This window comes from Desulfocastanea catecholica, assembly GCF_054657295.1.
Genome location: NZ_BAAHYZ010000017.1, coordinates 49,349 through 63,870, shown reverse-complemented (window position 1 = coordinate 63,870; position 14,522 = coordinate 49,349). Strand labels below are relative to the sequence as shown.

Genomic DNA, 14,522 nt, shown 5'->3' with positions numbered 1-14,522 from the left:
AGGCAATGAAACTGCAGAAAAGGACCATATGTCCACTGGACTGTCCCGACAGCTGCGGCATGATCGCTACCGTTAAGGACGGCAGAGTTACCGCCCTGCAGGGCGACAAGGCGCATCCCTACACCAAGGGCTTTATCTGCCGCAAGATGCGTCGGTATCCGGAACGGCTGTATTCCGCCGAAAGACTATTGTATCCGCAGCTCAGGGTGGGTGAAAAGGGAGCAGGGCAATTTCGCCGGATTGACTGGGCGGAGGCGCTGGATATCCTCGCTGCCCGGCTGGAAGAGACCCGGCAGCAATACGGCGGTGAGGCAATACTGCCCTATTCCTATGCCGGCAATATGGGGGCGGTGAACAGATTTGCCGGCTATCCTCTGTTCCACCGGCTGGGAACATCGCAGCTGGACCAGACCATCTGCTCGGCCGCCTCCGGTGCCGGCTGGCGAAAGCAGTGCGGCGATCTTCCCGGCTGCCCGCCGGAAAATGGTGCCGATGCCGAACTGATTGTTGCCTGGGGCATCAACATCAAGGTAACCAATGTCCATTTCTGGCAATATGTTGCCGCCGCGCGAAAAAACGGTGCTCGGCTGCTTTGTATCGATCCGTATCGCAATCAGACGGTAAAGTCGGCAGACAGCTTTCTGCAGGTGAAACCGGGCGGAGACAGTGCCCTGGCCCTTGGGATGATGAAGTCGCTGGTGGAAAGAGACCTGGTCGATCATCAATTTATTGATTGGGGAACGACGGGATTTGCCGAGCAGGCGGCCTATCTGCGCGGCATAACATGGGACCATGTTGTTCAGCAAAGCGGCGTGTCCAAAAAAGAAATGGAGGAGTTTGCCACTCTGCTCGCCCAGTCGCCGAGAACTTTTTTCCGCATAGGTATCGGCCTGTCACGCAACAGCCGGGGCGGCATGGCCGTTCGGGCGATCACTTCCCTGGCGGCCTGCCTCGGTCTTTTTGCCGGAGGCAAAGGGCGGGGGGTGCTGCTCAGCTCCGGCGCCTTCAAGGGCGATAAGGCCAAGCTGACCTATCCTTCTCTGGCCGGCCACCCGACAAGAACCGTCAACATGATCCACCTCGGTCATGCCCTGACCACCCTCGAGCCGCCGGTAAAAGCCCTGATCGTCTATAATTCCAACCCGTTAAGTGTCAATCCTGACGGGGCGATGGTTCGCCGGGGATTGGCCCGGGAGGATCTCTTTACCGTCGTGCATGAACAGGTCATGACGCCTACGGCCCGGTACGCCGATCTCCTTCTTCCGGCGACGACCTTTCTGGAAAATCTCGATATCTATACCGGGTACGGCCATTTTTATCTCGGCGTGGCGCAGCCTGTAATCGAACCGCTGGGCGAGGCCTGGAGCAACTTCAAATTATTCCAGAGCCTGGCGCGGAAAATGGGCTTTGACGAGCCGCCATTTCAGCAGAGCTGTGGTGACAGAATTGTCGATTACCTGGATGGGATGCAGGGATTGCCCGACGATTGCGACGTGCAGGGGGTGCTGACCGGTAAACTGGTGCATTCGCACAACAGTTTCGCCGATGGCCAGGTCATGACGGGCGGCAAAGGTAAGTTTCGCAAGTTTCGTTTCCTGTCGCCGGACGCACTGCCCGAGCCGACCATGGCCTGTCTGACCGCCGCGGGTGAGTTCGCCGATCCGGACCTGCTGTCGAGATTCCCCTTGCAGTTGATCACCCCGCCGCATCCCGACCTGTTGAACAGCACCTTCGGGGAATTGTATGCCGATATGCGCGGCACGGTCCTCGTACACCCAGACGATGCCGCCGCCTGTAATATCCAGGATGGCGAGGAGGTTGTCCTGCACAACAGCCGGGGGAAAACGATCCGCCTGGCCAAGATTACAGCGGATACCCAAAAAGGGGTGCTCGTCGCCGAAGGCATCTTCTGGTCTGCGGAACAACCGGGCCGGGAAGAGGGTTTGGGCGGGATAAATAATCTTACCTCGCAAAAAATGACCGATATAGGCGGCGGGGCGACCTTCCATGAATCCCTGGTGTCCCTAACTAAGATTACGACAGCAGCAGGGCATTGGCAAAGCTGATAATCGGCACGATCGCCTTGGACAGAAGACCGCTGAAGGCCAGAATAATAATGATGATAAAGCCAAAACGCTCCAGCCGCATATAGGACAGCGCCAGGTGGTTGGGCAGAAGGCCGGTGAGGATGCGGCTGCCGTCAAGGGGGGGGATGGGCAGGAAGTTGAAAATGCACAGCACCAGATTGATCCAGACACTGGCTATCAGCATCGCATTGAGCGGTACCAGAACGGCCTCGGTCACTGTCGAGTAGGGCAGAATGGTGGCGAGCAGCCAGACACCTTTGGTCAGTGCCGCGCTCACTACCGCCAGGACCAGATTCGTCGCCGGACCGGCCAGGGCCACCCACAGCATATCCTGCTTGGGATTTTTGAAATAGCCGGGATTGACCGGAACCGGTTTGGCCCAGCCGATCTTAATGAAGAAAAAGGCGATTGTCCCCAGGGGGTCAAGATGTTTCAACGGATTCAGCGTCAATCTTCCGGCAGCTTTGGCGGTCGGATCACCGAGGCGATAGGCGACAAGACCGTGGGCAAATTCATGGAAGGTAAGGGCAAAAAGCAGTGGCGGGGCGAGCAGGAGCAGCTCTGTTATAAAGTGGTTCATCGGGTTCTTTCACTACCTGAGAAGTTCCGGTTTTTATGGTGTGTCATATCATACCTGGCATATCCTAAGCACTATTTCCTCTCCAGCAAGCAACCGCCACATTACCGCGGGAACTTCTTTTTCACCAGTTCAGCGGCCTCTTCCGGCTCGATTGCCGGATTGTCGAGGCGAAGGTTTTTCAGATAGCTGAGTATTTTCTTGAATTGCGGTCCCGGCGTGTAGCCCATGGCCATCAGGTCTTTGCCCGACAGACCGGCTTCGATATGTCGCAGCGAGGTGACGTAGAGCGAGACGGCTTTTTTCACATGTTTTTTTCTGGCCACGGCCATGATGTACAGCAGTCCCTCGATGGTGATCTCTTCGAAGGTGGCGACTATCTTGCTCCTTTTGTGGTTGTTTTCCCAGGAGAGCTGATGCAGGGCCTTGTCCGCCCGATCTTTCTGGTCCAGGAGGTATTCCTTTACCTTTGCCGTTTCCGCAAACCGTGTGCAGAAGGCCGACAGTTCGCTCAACCCGGATCTTGACATGATCGCCAGCAGATAGACGACCCAGTTGCGGCAGGGTTCGTCGAGGTAGAGCAGGCGGAACCAGGAAATGGCCAGCTGGGCCTGGGTGAGAATATGCATGAATCTTCGGTCTATCTCGTAATGCGGGCGAAGGTCAGGCCAGAGAAATTGGAAGAGGTCGAACTCCGCCAGCCGCTGAATGGCCGGAAGCGGATTCTCCTCGGAGAAAATAATTTTCAATTCCGATAAGAAACGCGAATCCTGGCTTTTGCCGAAAAGCTGCATATTCACGGCGTTGACAATCAGCCGTCTGGTATGGGGAGATATCTGGAAGCCCATGCGCTGTTCAAAGCGTACCGCCCGGAAAATTCTGCTCGGGTCTTCGACAAAACTGAGGTTGTGCAGCACCTTGATGGACTTTTGTTTCAGATCGTTCTGGCTGTTGAAAAAATCTATCAGGGTGCCGAAATGTTCCTGGTTGAGCTGGATGGCCATGGCGTTGATGGTGAAATCGCGGCGGTAGAGATCAAGCTTTATCGACGACAGCTCCACCGTCGGCATGGCCGCCGGATACTCATAATATTCCAGTCGTGCCGTGGCGATGTCAATTTTGAAGCCGTCCGGCAAGAGGACCACAGCGGTTTTGAATCGCTCATGGGTGCGGTATCGGCCGCCCAGATGTGCCGCCAGTGCCTTGGCGAAGCCGATTCCGTCCCCTTCGATGACGATGTCGAGATCCATGTTCGGTTTTTTGAGCAGCAGGTCACGGACAAAGCCACCGACGGCAAAAGCGTTGTATTCGAGCTTATCGGCGACGCCGCCGATGGCCTGGAGCAGCTGGATCATTTCTCTGCTCAGGCAGTCAACAATGAGTGCGTTGAGGTTTCTTTTTCTCTCCAGTGAGGGGTGATCGGCTTCATGCAGCAGGTTTTTCGGCAGATGGGCCGGATCGTTTACCAGTCGATTGAGGAGATCGGTTCGGGTGATAACGCCCATAAGTGCCTTGTTCTGGACAATCGGAATGAGCCGTTGCCTGTTTTCAATGATCAGCTCCTGGATGTCGGCCAGCGTTGCCTTCAGCGGCAGACACTTCACGTCGCTGGTCATATACTCGCTGACCGGTCGGTCGCCAAGTGCGTGATGGGCCGCTTTCTCGGCGACCTGGCGGGTGATGATGCCGAGAATGGCGTGGTCGTCGGCGGTGGCGATGCGAATGTCCGCCCGCACCGGGGCTGCCGTTATATTGTATCTGGTCAGCAGGGCATTGGCCTCGGAAATGGTCGAATCCGGGGTGATGGTAATGGCCGGCTTGGACATCATTTCGCTGGCGATAGGCTGGGGGTGGATATGTCGGTGCAGGGTATGGATCAGTTTTTCCTGTGCCTCGATCAGGGTCATTTCCTTCAGCGTGGCCGAAGCCGCCGTCGCATGGCCGCCACCGCCGAGGTCACGGACAATGATGCCGACATTGACGTCGGCAATCCGGCTGCGGGCGATCAGGTAAATGCGGCCGCCCATGGAGATGAGCGCAAAGAGGACGTTGATATTTTCCATGGCCATGAACCGTTTGACGATCAGGGCAAATTCGTCAACGTAATCGTCGAGCGAATGGGTCACCACGACGATGGGAATATCCTGAATCACATACTGTTTGGCGTTCTGCATTAATTCGTGCAGGATGGAAATCTGTTCGGAGGTCAGTTCGTGGGAAATGAACTGGGCGACCTGGTCGAGTTTGGCGCCTTTCTCCACCAGCCATGCTGCGGCCATGAGATCTGTCGGGGTGGTGGATAAATGGGTGAGGGAGCCGGTATCCTCATATATGCCCAGAGCAAAGATGGTCGCCTCCTGGGGGCTGATAGCGATCTTTTTTTCCCGGAGAATATTCACCAGAAGGGTGGTGGTGGAACCAAGATCGTCGATTATTTCCAGGTCCCCATGGAGATCGCCGCTGTTCTGCAGATGGTGATCGTACAGGTGAAGCTGCAGGCCGGGGTTGGTCAAACACTGTGCAAAAGGACCGATTCTCTCGGACGAGCGGGTATCAACGAGGATCAGCGTATCGACGGCCGACAGATCGATGTCCTTGGTCTTCGGGAAATCATAGATGTAGAGCAGGCTCTCGGCAATGAACTCACGGACATTTCTTTCCTGCGACCCTGGAAAGGCCATGACGGCCTCGGGATAGATTTTCCGGGCGGCGACCATCGATGCCAGGCCGTCGAAGTCGGCGTTGATATGTGTGGTGATAAGGCGCATTGCTGTCAGCTGTCGGTCCTGAGTGAAAAATGTTGTAATAATAACCTATTATAGGGCATTTTTCGGGAATACGCCACAAGGAGGGCAAAAAGTCCTCGCGGCTATCCCCGCGGATGAAATTTCTTATGGATACTTTTCAATCTGTCCTGGTCGATATGGGTGTAAATCTGGGTGGTGGCGATGTCGGCGTGGCCGAGCATCATTTGCACCGCACGCAGATCGGCACCGTGGCTGAGCAGATGGGTGGCAAACGAGTGGCGGAGCATATGGGGAGAGATATCTTTGTCAATGCCGGCGGCCAGCGCCGTTTTGCGTACTATCTGCCAGAACCGGAGGCGGGTCATGCAACTGCCGCGAGCCGTTATAAAGAGATAATTGCTTCTTTTACCCTTGAGGATAAGCGGACGTGATACCTTGAGATACTGTTCAATTTTTTCTTTTGCCTGGTTACCGAAGGGAATCAACCGTTCTTTATTGCCCTTACCGATAACCCGGACAAAACCGGCGGCAAGGTTACAGCCGGTCAGGGGCAGCTGCACCAGTTCGGAGACCCGCAGTCCTGTTGAGTAAAGGAGAAAGAGCATGGCATTATCCCTGCCGGCGATCGGCGTAGGGCTGTTTGCCGGCGCCAGTAACCGCTGCACTTCATTCTGGGAAAGGGCTTTAGGCAGACTCCGGCCGCTGCGTGGCAGGTCAATGGTGCTGAAAGGGTTGTGCGTGACCAGCTTTTCCCGGAGCAGGAAAGCAAAAAATGACTTCAACGCGGAGATACGCCGGGCATTGGTCCGATTGCCCACCTGGTTTTGTTCCCGGCCTTGTTCGAGAAAGCCATGAATCGCTGCCAGATCGACACCATTCAGGGTTCTTCTTTTTTGCGCGGTGAGAAAAATGAGGAAAAAATTGATATCGGCGGCATACGCCTCGACGCTGTTCTCTGCCAGCCTTCTCTCGGAGATCAGGTAGTGCAGATACAGTTCTTGGGCTGCTGCAAATTGTGCGGGGATTTTTGTCGTTTTAATGGCGCCTCAGCTGTCAACCATTGGCTGCCTTGTCAGGAAACTGGACATGATTCAAAGCCTGACGGCAGTCAGGCTTTGAAAAAGGCAGCCTGTTAGAATGATTTTTTCATTCGGTTGAACTTGCGGAGTTTTCTGCGGGCTTCCGCCTGCTTCCGGCGCTTTTTCACACTCGGCTTCTCGTAGTACTCACGACGTTTCAATTCTCTCTTAATACCGTCTATCTGCAGCTTTTTTTTCAGCTGACGAATTGCGTACTCAAGATCTCCTCGGACTTCAACTTCGATCATTTGTGGCTCCGTTTAGGGAATTAGTCATGATTATTATCAAAAGATCAGCGTGTTATCTGCCTTTTTAGTAAATAGTTCTGGTTTCAAGAAAACAATCTCGTTTATATACTAAACACCGGAAGCGTTTGTCAATGGATTTTTCGAGACCCTTTCGGACCATTTCCTATCGATCATCGTTGAACGTTCACTCCCGTGGGAGGTATTGAACTAGTGATCGGCCGGTCTGCTTGCTGTCGATTTTTGTCGGTCATGGTCTGTTTTTGGTTTGTTTCGGTATCGGTGTTGACAGGCAGGAAAGAGCGTTTATTTTAAGCAGCATAAAGAACACCCTGCAAAAAATGTGTTATATTTCCCCAGTAATTCCATGTAGGTATCTGACTTACATGTTTTTCAGTAAAAACCTTACTTTCGTAGGGCCGTTTCCCATCACCCATCTAAGTAATTTCCTTACATAAAAAAAAGCATCCGGCTGATTTCCTATTTGACGCCATTTCTCTATACTGTGGCGACTAGAATAGCATGGGGACCGTTCCAATTGTTTAACAGGACACGGCCTCTTTATTTTCTCGTCATGGACAGAGGTTTGTTTCGCGTACATGACCAGTGCGCCTTTTCCGGTTTCCTTCCACCAGGAAACGGAGGGGTTGGAGGGCGCGACTACATAGGGGACATGGTCTGGTTGAGATGCAGGTGTATGTCAATCGGGCTTTACACTTCTTAACTCACCTCACTTGTGATAAACAAGAAAGGAGTTTTACATGGGAGTATCAAGGCGGGATTTTCTTAAACTGTCAGGCGGCACCGTTCTGGTCGCATCGCTTGGCGTGAACCTCGATCCTGCAAAGGCATATGCCCAGGAATTGAGGATCAAAAACGCGAAACAGACGACAACGATCTGTCCGTACTGTTCGGTCGGTTGCGGCATAGTCGTCTACGCCGAGAACGGCAAGATTATCAATACGGAAGGCGATCCCGATCATCCGATCAGCGAAGGGACACTGTGCTCCAAGGGTGCTTCCGTGAGTCAGCTGGTCAACAATGAAACGCGTGTGAAAAAACCAATGTACCGCGAGCCCGGCGGGACGGCGTGGAAAGAAGTGGAGTGGGACTGGGCGCTGGACAGAATCGCCCGCCTCGTCAAAGACTCCCGTGACAAGAGCTTCAAGACGGTCAGCAAGGCCAAGGTCAAAGAGACACAGCCGGACGGCAGCGTGATTGAAGTCGAAAAAGAGTTCGTGGTCAATCGGACCGACGCCATCGCCCACGTAGGCAGCGCCGCCCTTGACAATGAGGAATGTTACATTCTGCAAAAACTTGTTCGTTCCTGGGGCCTGGTGTACGTGGAACACCAGGCGCGTATCTGACACAGCGCAACTGTTGCGGCTCTGGCAGAGTCGTTCGGACGCGGTGCAATGACCAACCACTGGATTGACCTGAAAAACTCAGATGTTATCCTGGCGATGGGCGGGAATCCAGCCTCAAACCATCCCATTTCAATGAAGTGGATCATGCGGGCCCGTGAAAAAGGTGCGAAGTTGATCTGTGTCGACCCACGCTTTTCGCAAACCGCCGCGAAAGCTGACCTTTATGCCCCTTTGCGCTCCGGTACGGATATCGCCTTTCTCGGCGGCATGATCAAGTACATCCTGGACAACAACCTCTACTTCAAGGAATATATTGTCAACTACACCAACGCCTCGTTCCTGGTAAATCCAGGCTATAAAGGGCCGGCGGAGTTGGACGGTCTGTTCTCCGGCTACAATCTGGAGACAAAAAAGTATGACAAGTCATCCTGGGCCTTTCAGAAGGACGAGAACGGCGTAGCGTTGAAGGATCGAACCCTGCAGGACCCGAACTGCGTCTTCCAGCTCCTGAAAAAGCAATATGATCGCTATACTCCGGAAAAGGTAACGGATATCACCGGGACGCCCATCGACAAACTGCTGGAGGTGTACAAACTCTACTCGTCCACCGGCACAGCCGACCGTGTCGGCACCGAGTGTTATGCCATGGGCTGGACCCAGCACACCATCGGTACGCAGAACATCAGGACTATGACTATCATCCAGGTGCTGCTCGGCAACATGGGTATGCCCGGCGGCGGTGTCAACGCCCTGCGCGGTGAGTCGAACGTCCAGGGGTCAACGGACTATGGTATTCTCTTCCATATTCTGCCGGGCTACAATCCGGTACCGAACGCGGCCCTGGTCGATCTCGCGACCTACAACGCCAAAACCACTCCTAAAGCCACGGAACCGGGCAGTGTTAACTGGTGGTCAAACCGCAACAAATACATTACCAGTTACCTCAAGGCAGTCTATGGCGAGGCGGCAACCAAAGACAATGATTTCGGCTATTCCTGGATGCCGAAGCTGGACGTTGGTATGAATGCCTCGTGGCTGAACATCTTCGATAAGATGTATAAAGGCGATTTTGAAGGATTTTTTGCCTGGGGCCAGAACCCCGCCTGCTCCGGAGCCAACTCTAATAAGACCCGACAGGCCATGACCAAGCTCAAGTGGCTGGTCAATGTCAATCTGTTTGACAACGAGACCGCTTCCTTCTGGCGCGGTCCCGGTATGAAAGCCGAGGAAATAGACACCGAGGTGTTCATGCTGCCCTGCTGCTCTTCGATGGAGAAAGAGGGCAGTATTACTAACTCCGGGCGGTGGGGACAGTGGCGTTACAAGGCCGTCGAACCCTTGGGCCAGTCAATGCCGGACGCCGAGATCATCAACGAGCTGTTTTTCAAGGTAAAAGAACTCTACAAGAAAGAAGGCGGCGCTTATCCTGATCCTGTCGTCAACCTCAGCTGGGAATATGGCGAGCGCGATGCGTCGGGCATGGTCAAGCATGTTGATAGCCATGCCATAGCCAAGGAGATCAACGGCTACTATCTTGAAGATGTCTACGATACCAAGGCGGTTCCAGCCAAGCTTGTCGGTAAGAAAGGTGAACTGGTGAAAAGCTTTGCCTTTCTCCAGGCTGACGGATCGACTTCCAGCGGCAATTGGCTCTATTGCAACTCTTATATCGAGAAAGATGGCAAGCAAGTCAACATGATGGCACGGCGCGGCAAAGACGACCCAACCGGCCTCGGTCTCTATTCCGACTGGGCCTGGGCCTGGCCGGTAAATAGGCGGATTATTTACAACCGGGCCTCGGTCGACCTGCAGGGAAAACCGTGGGATGCCAAACGACCGCTTCTCAAATGGAATGCGGCCAAGCCCGGCTGGGAAGGCGATGTCCCCGACGGTGGTGCACCGCCCCAGGGTACCAGTGGGAAACTCCCTTTCATCATGAAACCGGATGGCGTCGCCTCTATCTTTGGTCCCGGTCTCGCGGAAGGTCCGTTCCCGGAACATTATGAAGCCCTGGAGTGTCCGGTCGAGAAAAACTCGATGTCGGGTCAGCGTATCAATCCGACCATCAAGATTTTCGGCGACAAGATGGATGTCTTCGCTTCCTGCGACCTGCGCTACCCCTTTGTCGGGACGACCTACCGGGTGTCGGAACACTGGCAGACCGGTTGTATGACACGACACTGTTCCTGGTTGCTGGAAATGCAGCCGCAGAACTTCGTCGAGATGAGTTTTGAATTGGGCAAAGAGTTAAGTCTGACCAACGGTGAAACGGTTATCGTTTCCTCCGCCCGGGGCGAGGTAGAGGCGGTTGCGCTGATCTCCGAACGGTTCAAGCCATTCAAGATATCCAACACGACGGTGCACCAGGTCGGTCTTCCCTGGCATTTCGGCTGGCAGTTTCCCGAGGATGGCAGCGGGTATGACAGCGCTAACCTGCTGACGCCGAATGTGGGCGACGCGAATACAATGATACCCGAGACAAAGGCCTTCATGGTCAACGTCCGGAAGGCATAGGGGGAAATATGGCAAACGATACTACGAAAAATCGCAAAGCGATCCTGGTCACTCCAGAGGCTTGCATCGGCTGCAGGGCATGTCAAGTCGCCTGCAAGTCGTGGAACCAGCTTTCGGCTATCAAGACCACAAACAGCGGCACCTACCAGAACCCACCGGACCTGGCCAGTGCGGCGTTCAACATTATTCAGTACAATGAGGTGCCGTCGCAGGATAATCCGGTGCGCTGGCTCTTTGTCAGCAGGCGCTGTATGCACTGCGAGGATGCCGGATGCCTGACCATCTGTCCTTCCGGGGCATTGTACCGGACGACGGAGGGCGCCGTGGCCTATGATCGCGACAAGTGCATCGGCTGCAAGCTCTGTGTCACCGCATGTCCGTTCGATGTTCCGCGTTACGATGCGGAGAACAAGGTGACCAAATGTCATCTGTGTTTTGACCGTATTGCGGCGGCAATGAACCCGGCCTGTGTCAAGACCTGCCCGACCGGCGCATTGAAGTTCGGCGACCGGGAGGAACTTATCAGCACCGCCAAAAAAGACGGGTTCAATACCATTTATGGCGAAAAGGACCTGAGCGGCCTGGGCACCATTTACGCATTCAAGGATGAGCCCAAGTTGTACGGCATGAAAGAAAATCCAGCCATTCCGAGCAGCGTCGTCTTCTGGCATACCTATCTGAAACCGCTCTCGTTGTTTGGTCTGGGCGGTGTGGTTGCCGCGGCGGCGATTCACTATCTGGCCATTGGCCCCCACAAGGAAAAGGAAGAGGAGGTGTAACATGGCCGAGATGGTAAGAAAATCGAGTGTCGACGAGATACTGAACCACTGGATCCTCGCCGGAAGCTGCATCCTGCTGATGATCACGGGCTTCGCCTTCCTGTTCCACTGGCAAGCGGTCAGTGCCGTTTTCGGTGGGGTCAACGGTATGAAAACAGTACATAACTATGGCGGGGTGGTTTTCAGTCTGTCCCTGCTCTACTCGTTGCGCCACTATTTCAAGGATGCCCTTGAGTATGACGCCGATGACCGGCAATGGTTCAAAGTGGCGGGAGGATATTTGTCGCACAAGGTGACGGTTCCGCCGATGGGCAAATACAATCCGGGCCAGAAGCTCTATTATCTGGCCATCGTCGCTGCCGGAATCGCCATCGCCCTGTCCGGTTTTGCCCTCTGGTTTATGAAAGACAATGCGTCAATTTTGCTTCTTGCACAGCTGGTGCATAACGTCGCATTTATTGTCTTTGTTATCGCCGTGCCGGTGCACATTTATCTCGGAACACTGGCCAATCCAGGGACGTTCAAGCTGATGGTCAGCGGCACCCTGCCGCTCAGTGAAGCAAAGAGGCGGTATCCCAAGTGGATGAAAGCGGCCGGAAAGATGTAATCCATGCTTTTTGACCATGTAATATAAGGAGAAAGGGGATACTACGGTATCCCCTTTTTAAATGGTATGATGATGAAAAAAATACTGCTCGGTGTTTGTATTCTGTTATGCTTCGGCATGGCTCATGCGGAAGAAAAAAAGATCGACATCCCCATTGGCGACTCTCCCACCCTGGGGCCGGACGATGCGCCGGTGACAATCATTGAGTTTATCGATTTCCAGTGACCACACTGTGTGGCGGCCGGTCCGACCGTCAAACAACTCATGCAGACCTACTCCGGCAAGATCAGGCTTGTCATTAAGAATTATCCCTACAAATACCGCGATTTTTCAAAGATCGCCGCCGAGGCGTCGCTGGCCGCAAGGGATCAGGGGAAATACTGGGAGATGCATGAAATATTACTGACCCGTTCGCCCAAGCTCGACCGGGCCAGTCTCATCTCTTATGCCCAGGAGCTGGGCCTTGACGTAAAGAAATTTACCGCATCCATCGACAACGGTGGGCATAGTAAGGACATTGACGGCGACGTGCAATACGCCGAGTCGATAGATCTTTACAACACCCCGACTTTCTATATCAACGGCCGTCAAATTGTCGGTGAGCGTCCCTTCGAGTATTTCAGCAAGATCATCGACGAGCAATTGAAGCAGAAAGGAATGTAGCCGGATGAAAAAAATACTTTGCCTGCTTCTCATGCTGCTTTGCCTGTTGCTCTTTATGCCGCTGTTCGGAACGACCGGGCCTCTTTTGCCGGTCGGAAAAATTCCCGTCCCGGAAAACAACCCGCAGACGCCGGCAAAGATAGAACTCGGCAAGACGCTTTTTTTCGACCGCAGGTTATCCGGTGACGGCACCATGAGTTGTGCGACCTGCCATGATCCGAATCTCGGCTACAGTGACGGCCTGGAAATTTCCCTCCACTATCCGACAACCCGGAACTGGCGCAACTCTCCGACGCTGATAAACGTCGCCTTGCAGAAATTGCTGTTTCACGATGGACGGGCGGCAAGCCTTGAGGAGCAGGCGCTGTTTCCAATGATGTCCGCCTTCGAAATGAACCAGAACCTTGACTACATGGAGGAAGAGATCCGCGCCGTACCGGAATACCAAGCGGCTTTTACCGAGGTCTTCGGTGACGGGGATATAAGCCGGCAACGCATTGCCATGGCCATCGCCGCATTCGAGCGGTCCCTTGTTTCCCGTGATGCTCCCCTGGACCGGTTTCTCAACGGAGATAAAAATGCACTCTCGCCTCAGGCGCTGCAGGGGTATGCGATTTTTACCGGCAAAGGGCAGTGTGTCCAGTGCCATGACGGTGTCAGTCTGGCCGACGACCGTTTTTATTTCCTTGGCGTTCAGGAGAATCCGCAGCACTTAAACGACCCGCGGATTGCCGCAACACGCCGTTTTGTCGCCAAAGTCTACCATTTCAAGGAGTACAGGACCCTCGCCGAGGATCCTGGCCGGTACCTCCTCACCAACGAACGGAAAGACTGGCAGGCATTCAGAACACCGACGCTCAGGGAGATAGCCCTGACCGCTCCCTACATGCATAACGGCATTTACCAGACCCTGGACGAGGTCATTGCATTCTTCAACGAGGGAGGCGGCAAGGACAACACCGTGCTGCAGCCCCTGCACCTTTCACCCACAGAGAAAGAGCAGCTCAGACTTTTCCTTGAAGAAGGCTTGTCCGGTGCGCCGGTCGACTTTACCTACCCTAAAATTCCATAAGGAGCATTATGACCATTGATATACAAACTTTGATCGAAAAAAGACCACACCTGAAAGACCCATTTGAGCTGTATGGTAAATGGCAGCGCTTTCAACACGAAGTTGCCGAACTGTTGCCCAGAAAGACCGCGACCGTGTCGCCGGCGGAGTCCAAGGCCTATCCGCGGCAAAGCGCCGGTGCTGTCTGGCAATTATTTGTCGATATCTTCGGCCTCCCCGGAGTGGAGATGGAACCGCTGCGTCAGGCACTGGAAGATGGTGATATCGATTTCATGCGCCTGCCGATTGGCGAATTTCCTGTGCTCTCCTCCCTGCCCTATAGCGAAGAAGAGCAGGCTGGAATCCTGTTCCTCTTGTGCCGACCCTACTTTCTCGCCCTGCGCGAGACCTTCCCGCTGGATGGCAGCCCCTGGGAGGATGGCCGTTGTCCCCTGTGCTCTGCTCGGGCGGCCTTGACATCGGTCATCGAGGGTCCCAAACGCAACCTGCACTGCTCCTTCTGCGGTACCTCCGGTCCATACCGCTTTATCGGCTGTCCAAACTGTGCAACTATTGACACGGCCAAACTCAATAGCATTGTCTCCGACGATGAACCTGGCTTCCGAGTTGTCACCTGTGATGCCTGTCAAACCTATGTGAAGGTCATGGAGCACCCGGTTCTCCAAGAAATGACCATGGATCTGGCGGATCTGTCCAGCCTCCCGCTCGACATCGTCGCCCAGGGAAAGGGCTATGCCCGCATGGCGCCGAATCCGATCAGTTTGAAAAAGATCGAGTAGCAGCGT

At 54.3% G+C, this 14,522-nt stretch carries 13 protein-coding genes; 9 read left to right on the top strand and 4 right to left on the bottom strand.

All coding sequences use genetic code 11. The features are described from left to right. The first annotated feature begins 5 nt into the window (after nt 1-5). Nucleotides 6-2,066, top strand: a complete 2,061-nt coding sequence (locus tag ACYQ8U_RS15530; RefSeq protein WP_459946468.1) for a molybdopterin-containing oxidoreductase family protein — start codon at nt 6-8, stop codon at nt 2,064-2,066. Here ACYQ8U_RS15530 and ACYQ8U_RS15525 read toward each other — a convergent pair. From ACYQ8U_RS15525 to xerD, 3 genes are all read right to left on the bottom strand, one after another. Further along, on the bottom strand, nt 2,035-2,667 hold the full coding sequence (locus ACYQ8U_RS15525; RefSeq protein WP_459946467.1) for a site-2 protease family protein: 633 nt from the start codon (nt 2,665-2,667) through the stop codon (nt 2,035-2,037). The two genes, ACYQ8U_RS15530 and ACYQ8U_RS15525, sit on opposite strands and share 32 nt — an antisense overlap. Before the next feature lie 101 nt (nt 2,668-2,768). After that, nucleotides 2,769-5,432 (bottom strand): CBS domain-containing protein, encoded by a 2,664-nt coding sequence (locus ACYQ8U_RS15520; RefSeq protein ID WP_459946466.1) that lies wholly within the window; start codon nt 5,430-5,432, stop codon nt 2,769-2,771. A 101-nt stretch (nt 5,433-5,533) separates the two neighbouring features. After that, nucleotides 5,534-6,373 carry a site-specific tyrosine recombinase XerD gene (gene xerD, locus ACYQ8U_RS15515; RefSeq protein ID WP_459946499.1) on the bottom strand — a complete coding sequence of 280 codons (840 nt, stop codon included), beginning with the start codon at nt 6,371-6,373 and terminating at the stop codon, nt 5,534-5,536. On the opposite strand from xerD, the gene ACYQ8U_RS15510 reads away from it, so the two are divergent. Continuing rightward, nucleotides 6,263-6,547, top strand: a complete 285-nt coding sequence (locus ACYQ8U_RS15510) for a hypothetical protein (protein ID WP_459946465.1) — start codon at nt 6,263-6,265, stop codon at nt 6,545-6,547. The genes xerD and ACYQ8U_RS15510 overlap by 111 nt on opposite strands. Here the strand turns inward: ACYQ8U_RS15510 and rpsU are convergent. After that, nucleotides 6,544-6,735 carry a 30S ribosomal protein S21 gene (gene rpsU / locus ACYQ8U_RS15505; RefSeq protein ID WP_353740682.1) on the bottom strand — a complete coding sequence of 64 codons (192 nt, stop codon included), beginning with the start codon at nt 6,733-6,735 and terminating at the stop codon, nt 6,544-6,546. The genes ACYQ8U_RS15510 and rpsU overlap by 4 nt on opposite strands. A 761-nt stretch (nt 6,736-7,496) precedes the next feature. Between rpsU and fdnG the strand changes: the two genes are divergently transcribed. The 7 genes from fdnG (at nt 7,497) to ACYQ8U_RS15470 (ending at nt 14,516) form a co-directional block, all read left to right on the top strand. After that, nucleotides 7,497-10,616 (top strand): formate dehydrogenase-N subunit alpha, encoded by a 3,120-nt coding sequence (fdnG, locus tag ACYQ8U_RS15500; RefSeq protein ID WP_459946464.1) that lies wholly within the window; start codon nt 7,497-7,499, stop codon nt 10,614-10,616. Nucleotides 10,617-10,624: 8 nt separating this feature from the next. Then, nucleotides 10,625-11,395: a 4Fe-4S dicluster domain-containing protein gene (locus ACYQ8U_RS15495; protein WP_459946463.1), complete on the top strand. Its 771-nt coding sequence runs from the start codon at nt 10,625-10,627 to the stop codon at nt 11,393-11,395. A 1-nt stretch (nt 11,396) separates the two neighbouring features. Further along, entirely contained in the window at nt 11,397-12,002 is a 606-nt protein-coding gene (locus ACYQ8U_RS15490) for a formate dehydrogenase subunit gamma (RefSeq protein WP_459946462.1), read from the top strand. 66 nt (nt 12,003-12,068) lie between these two features. Continuing rightward, nucleotides 12,069-12,227 (top strand): hypothetical protein, encoded by a 159-nt coding sequence (locus tag ACYQ8U_RS15485; protein ID WP_459946461.1) that lies wholly within the window; start codon nt 12,069-12,071, stop codon nt 12,225-12,227. Nucleotides 12,228-12,236: 9 nt separating this feature from the next. Next, nucleotides 12,237-12,665 carry a DsbA family protein gene (locus ACYQ8U_RS15480; RefSeq protein WP_459946460.1) on the top strand — a complete coding sequence of 143 codons (429 nt, stop codon included), beginning with the start codon at nt 12,237-12,239 and terminating at the stop codon, nt 12,663-12,665. 4 nt (nt 12,666-12,669) lie between these two features. Next, nucleotides 12,670-13,737 (top strand): cytochrome-c peroxidase, encoded by a 1,068-nt coding sequence (locus tag ACYQ8U_RS15475; RefSeq protein ID WP_459946459.1) that lies wholly within the window; start codon nt 12,670-12,672, stop codon nt 13,735-13,737. Nucleotides 13,738-13,745: 8 nt separating this feature from the next. Next, nucleotides 13,746-14,516: a hypothetical protein gene (locus ACYQ8U_RS15470; protein WP_459946458.1), complete on the top strand. Its 771-nt coding sequence runs from the start codon at nt 13,746-13,748 to the stop codon at nt 14,514-14,516. The last annotated feature ends 6 nt before the right edge of the window (nt 14,517-14,522 follow it).

Excerpts from the sequence above, each read along its gene's own strand:
- ACYQ8U_RS15495 (WP_459946463.1), top strand. The coding sequence starts at position 10,625 with ATGGCAAACGATACTACGAAAAATCGCAAAGCGATCCTGGTCACTCCA.
- ACYQ8U_RS15490 (WP_459946462.1), top strand. The coding sequence starts at position 11,397 with ATGGCCGAGATGGTAAGAAAATCGAGTGTCGACGAGATACTGAACCAC.
- ACYQ8U_RS15525 (WP_459946467.1), bottom strand. The coding sequence starts at position 2,667 with ATGAACCACTTTATAACAGAGCTGCTCCTGCTCGCCCCGCCACTGCTT.
- ACYQ8U_RS15475 (WP_459946459.1), top strand. The coding sequence starts at position 12,670 with ATGAAAAAAATACTTTGCCTGCTTCTCATGCTGCTTTGCCTGTTGCTC.
- ACYQ8U_RS15485 (WP_459946461.1), top strand. The coding sequence starts at position 12,069 with ATGATGATGAAAAAAATACTGCTCGGTGTTTGTATTCTGTTATGCTTC.
- ACYQ8U_RS15510 (WP_459946465.1), top strand. The coding sequence starts at position 6,263 with ATGAATCGCTGCCAGATCGACACCATTCAGGGTTCTTCTTTTTTGCGC.
- ACYQ8U_RS15470 (WP_459946458.1), top strand. The coding sequence starts at position 13,746 with ATGACCATTGATATACAAACTTTGATCGAAAAAAGACCACACCTGAAA.
- ACYQ8U_RS15530 (WP_459946468.1), top strand. The coding sequence starts at position 6 with ATGAAACTGCAGAAAAGGACCATATGTCCACTGGACTGTCCCGACAGC.
- ACYQ8U_RS15520 (WP_459946466.1), bottom strand. The coding sequence starts at position 5,432 with ATGCGCCTTATCACCACACATATCAACGCCGACTTCGACGGCCTGGCA.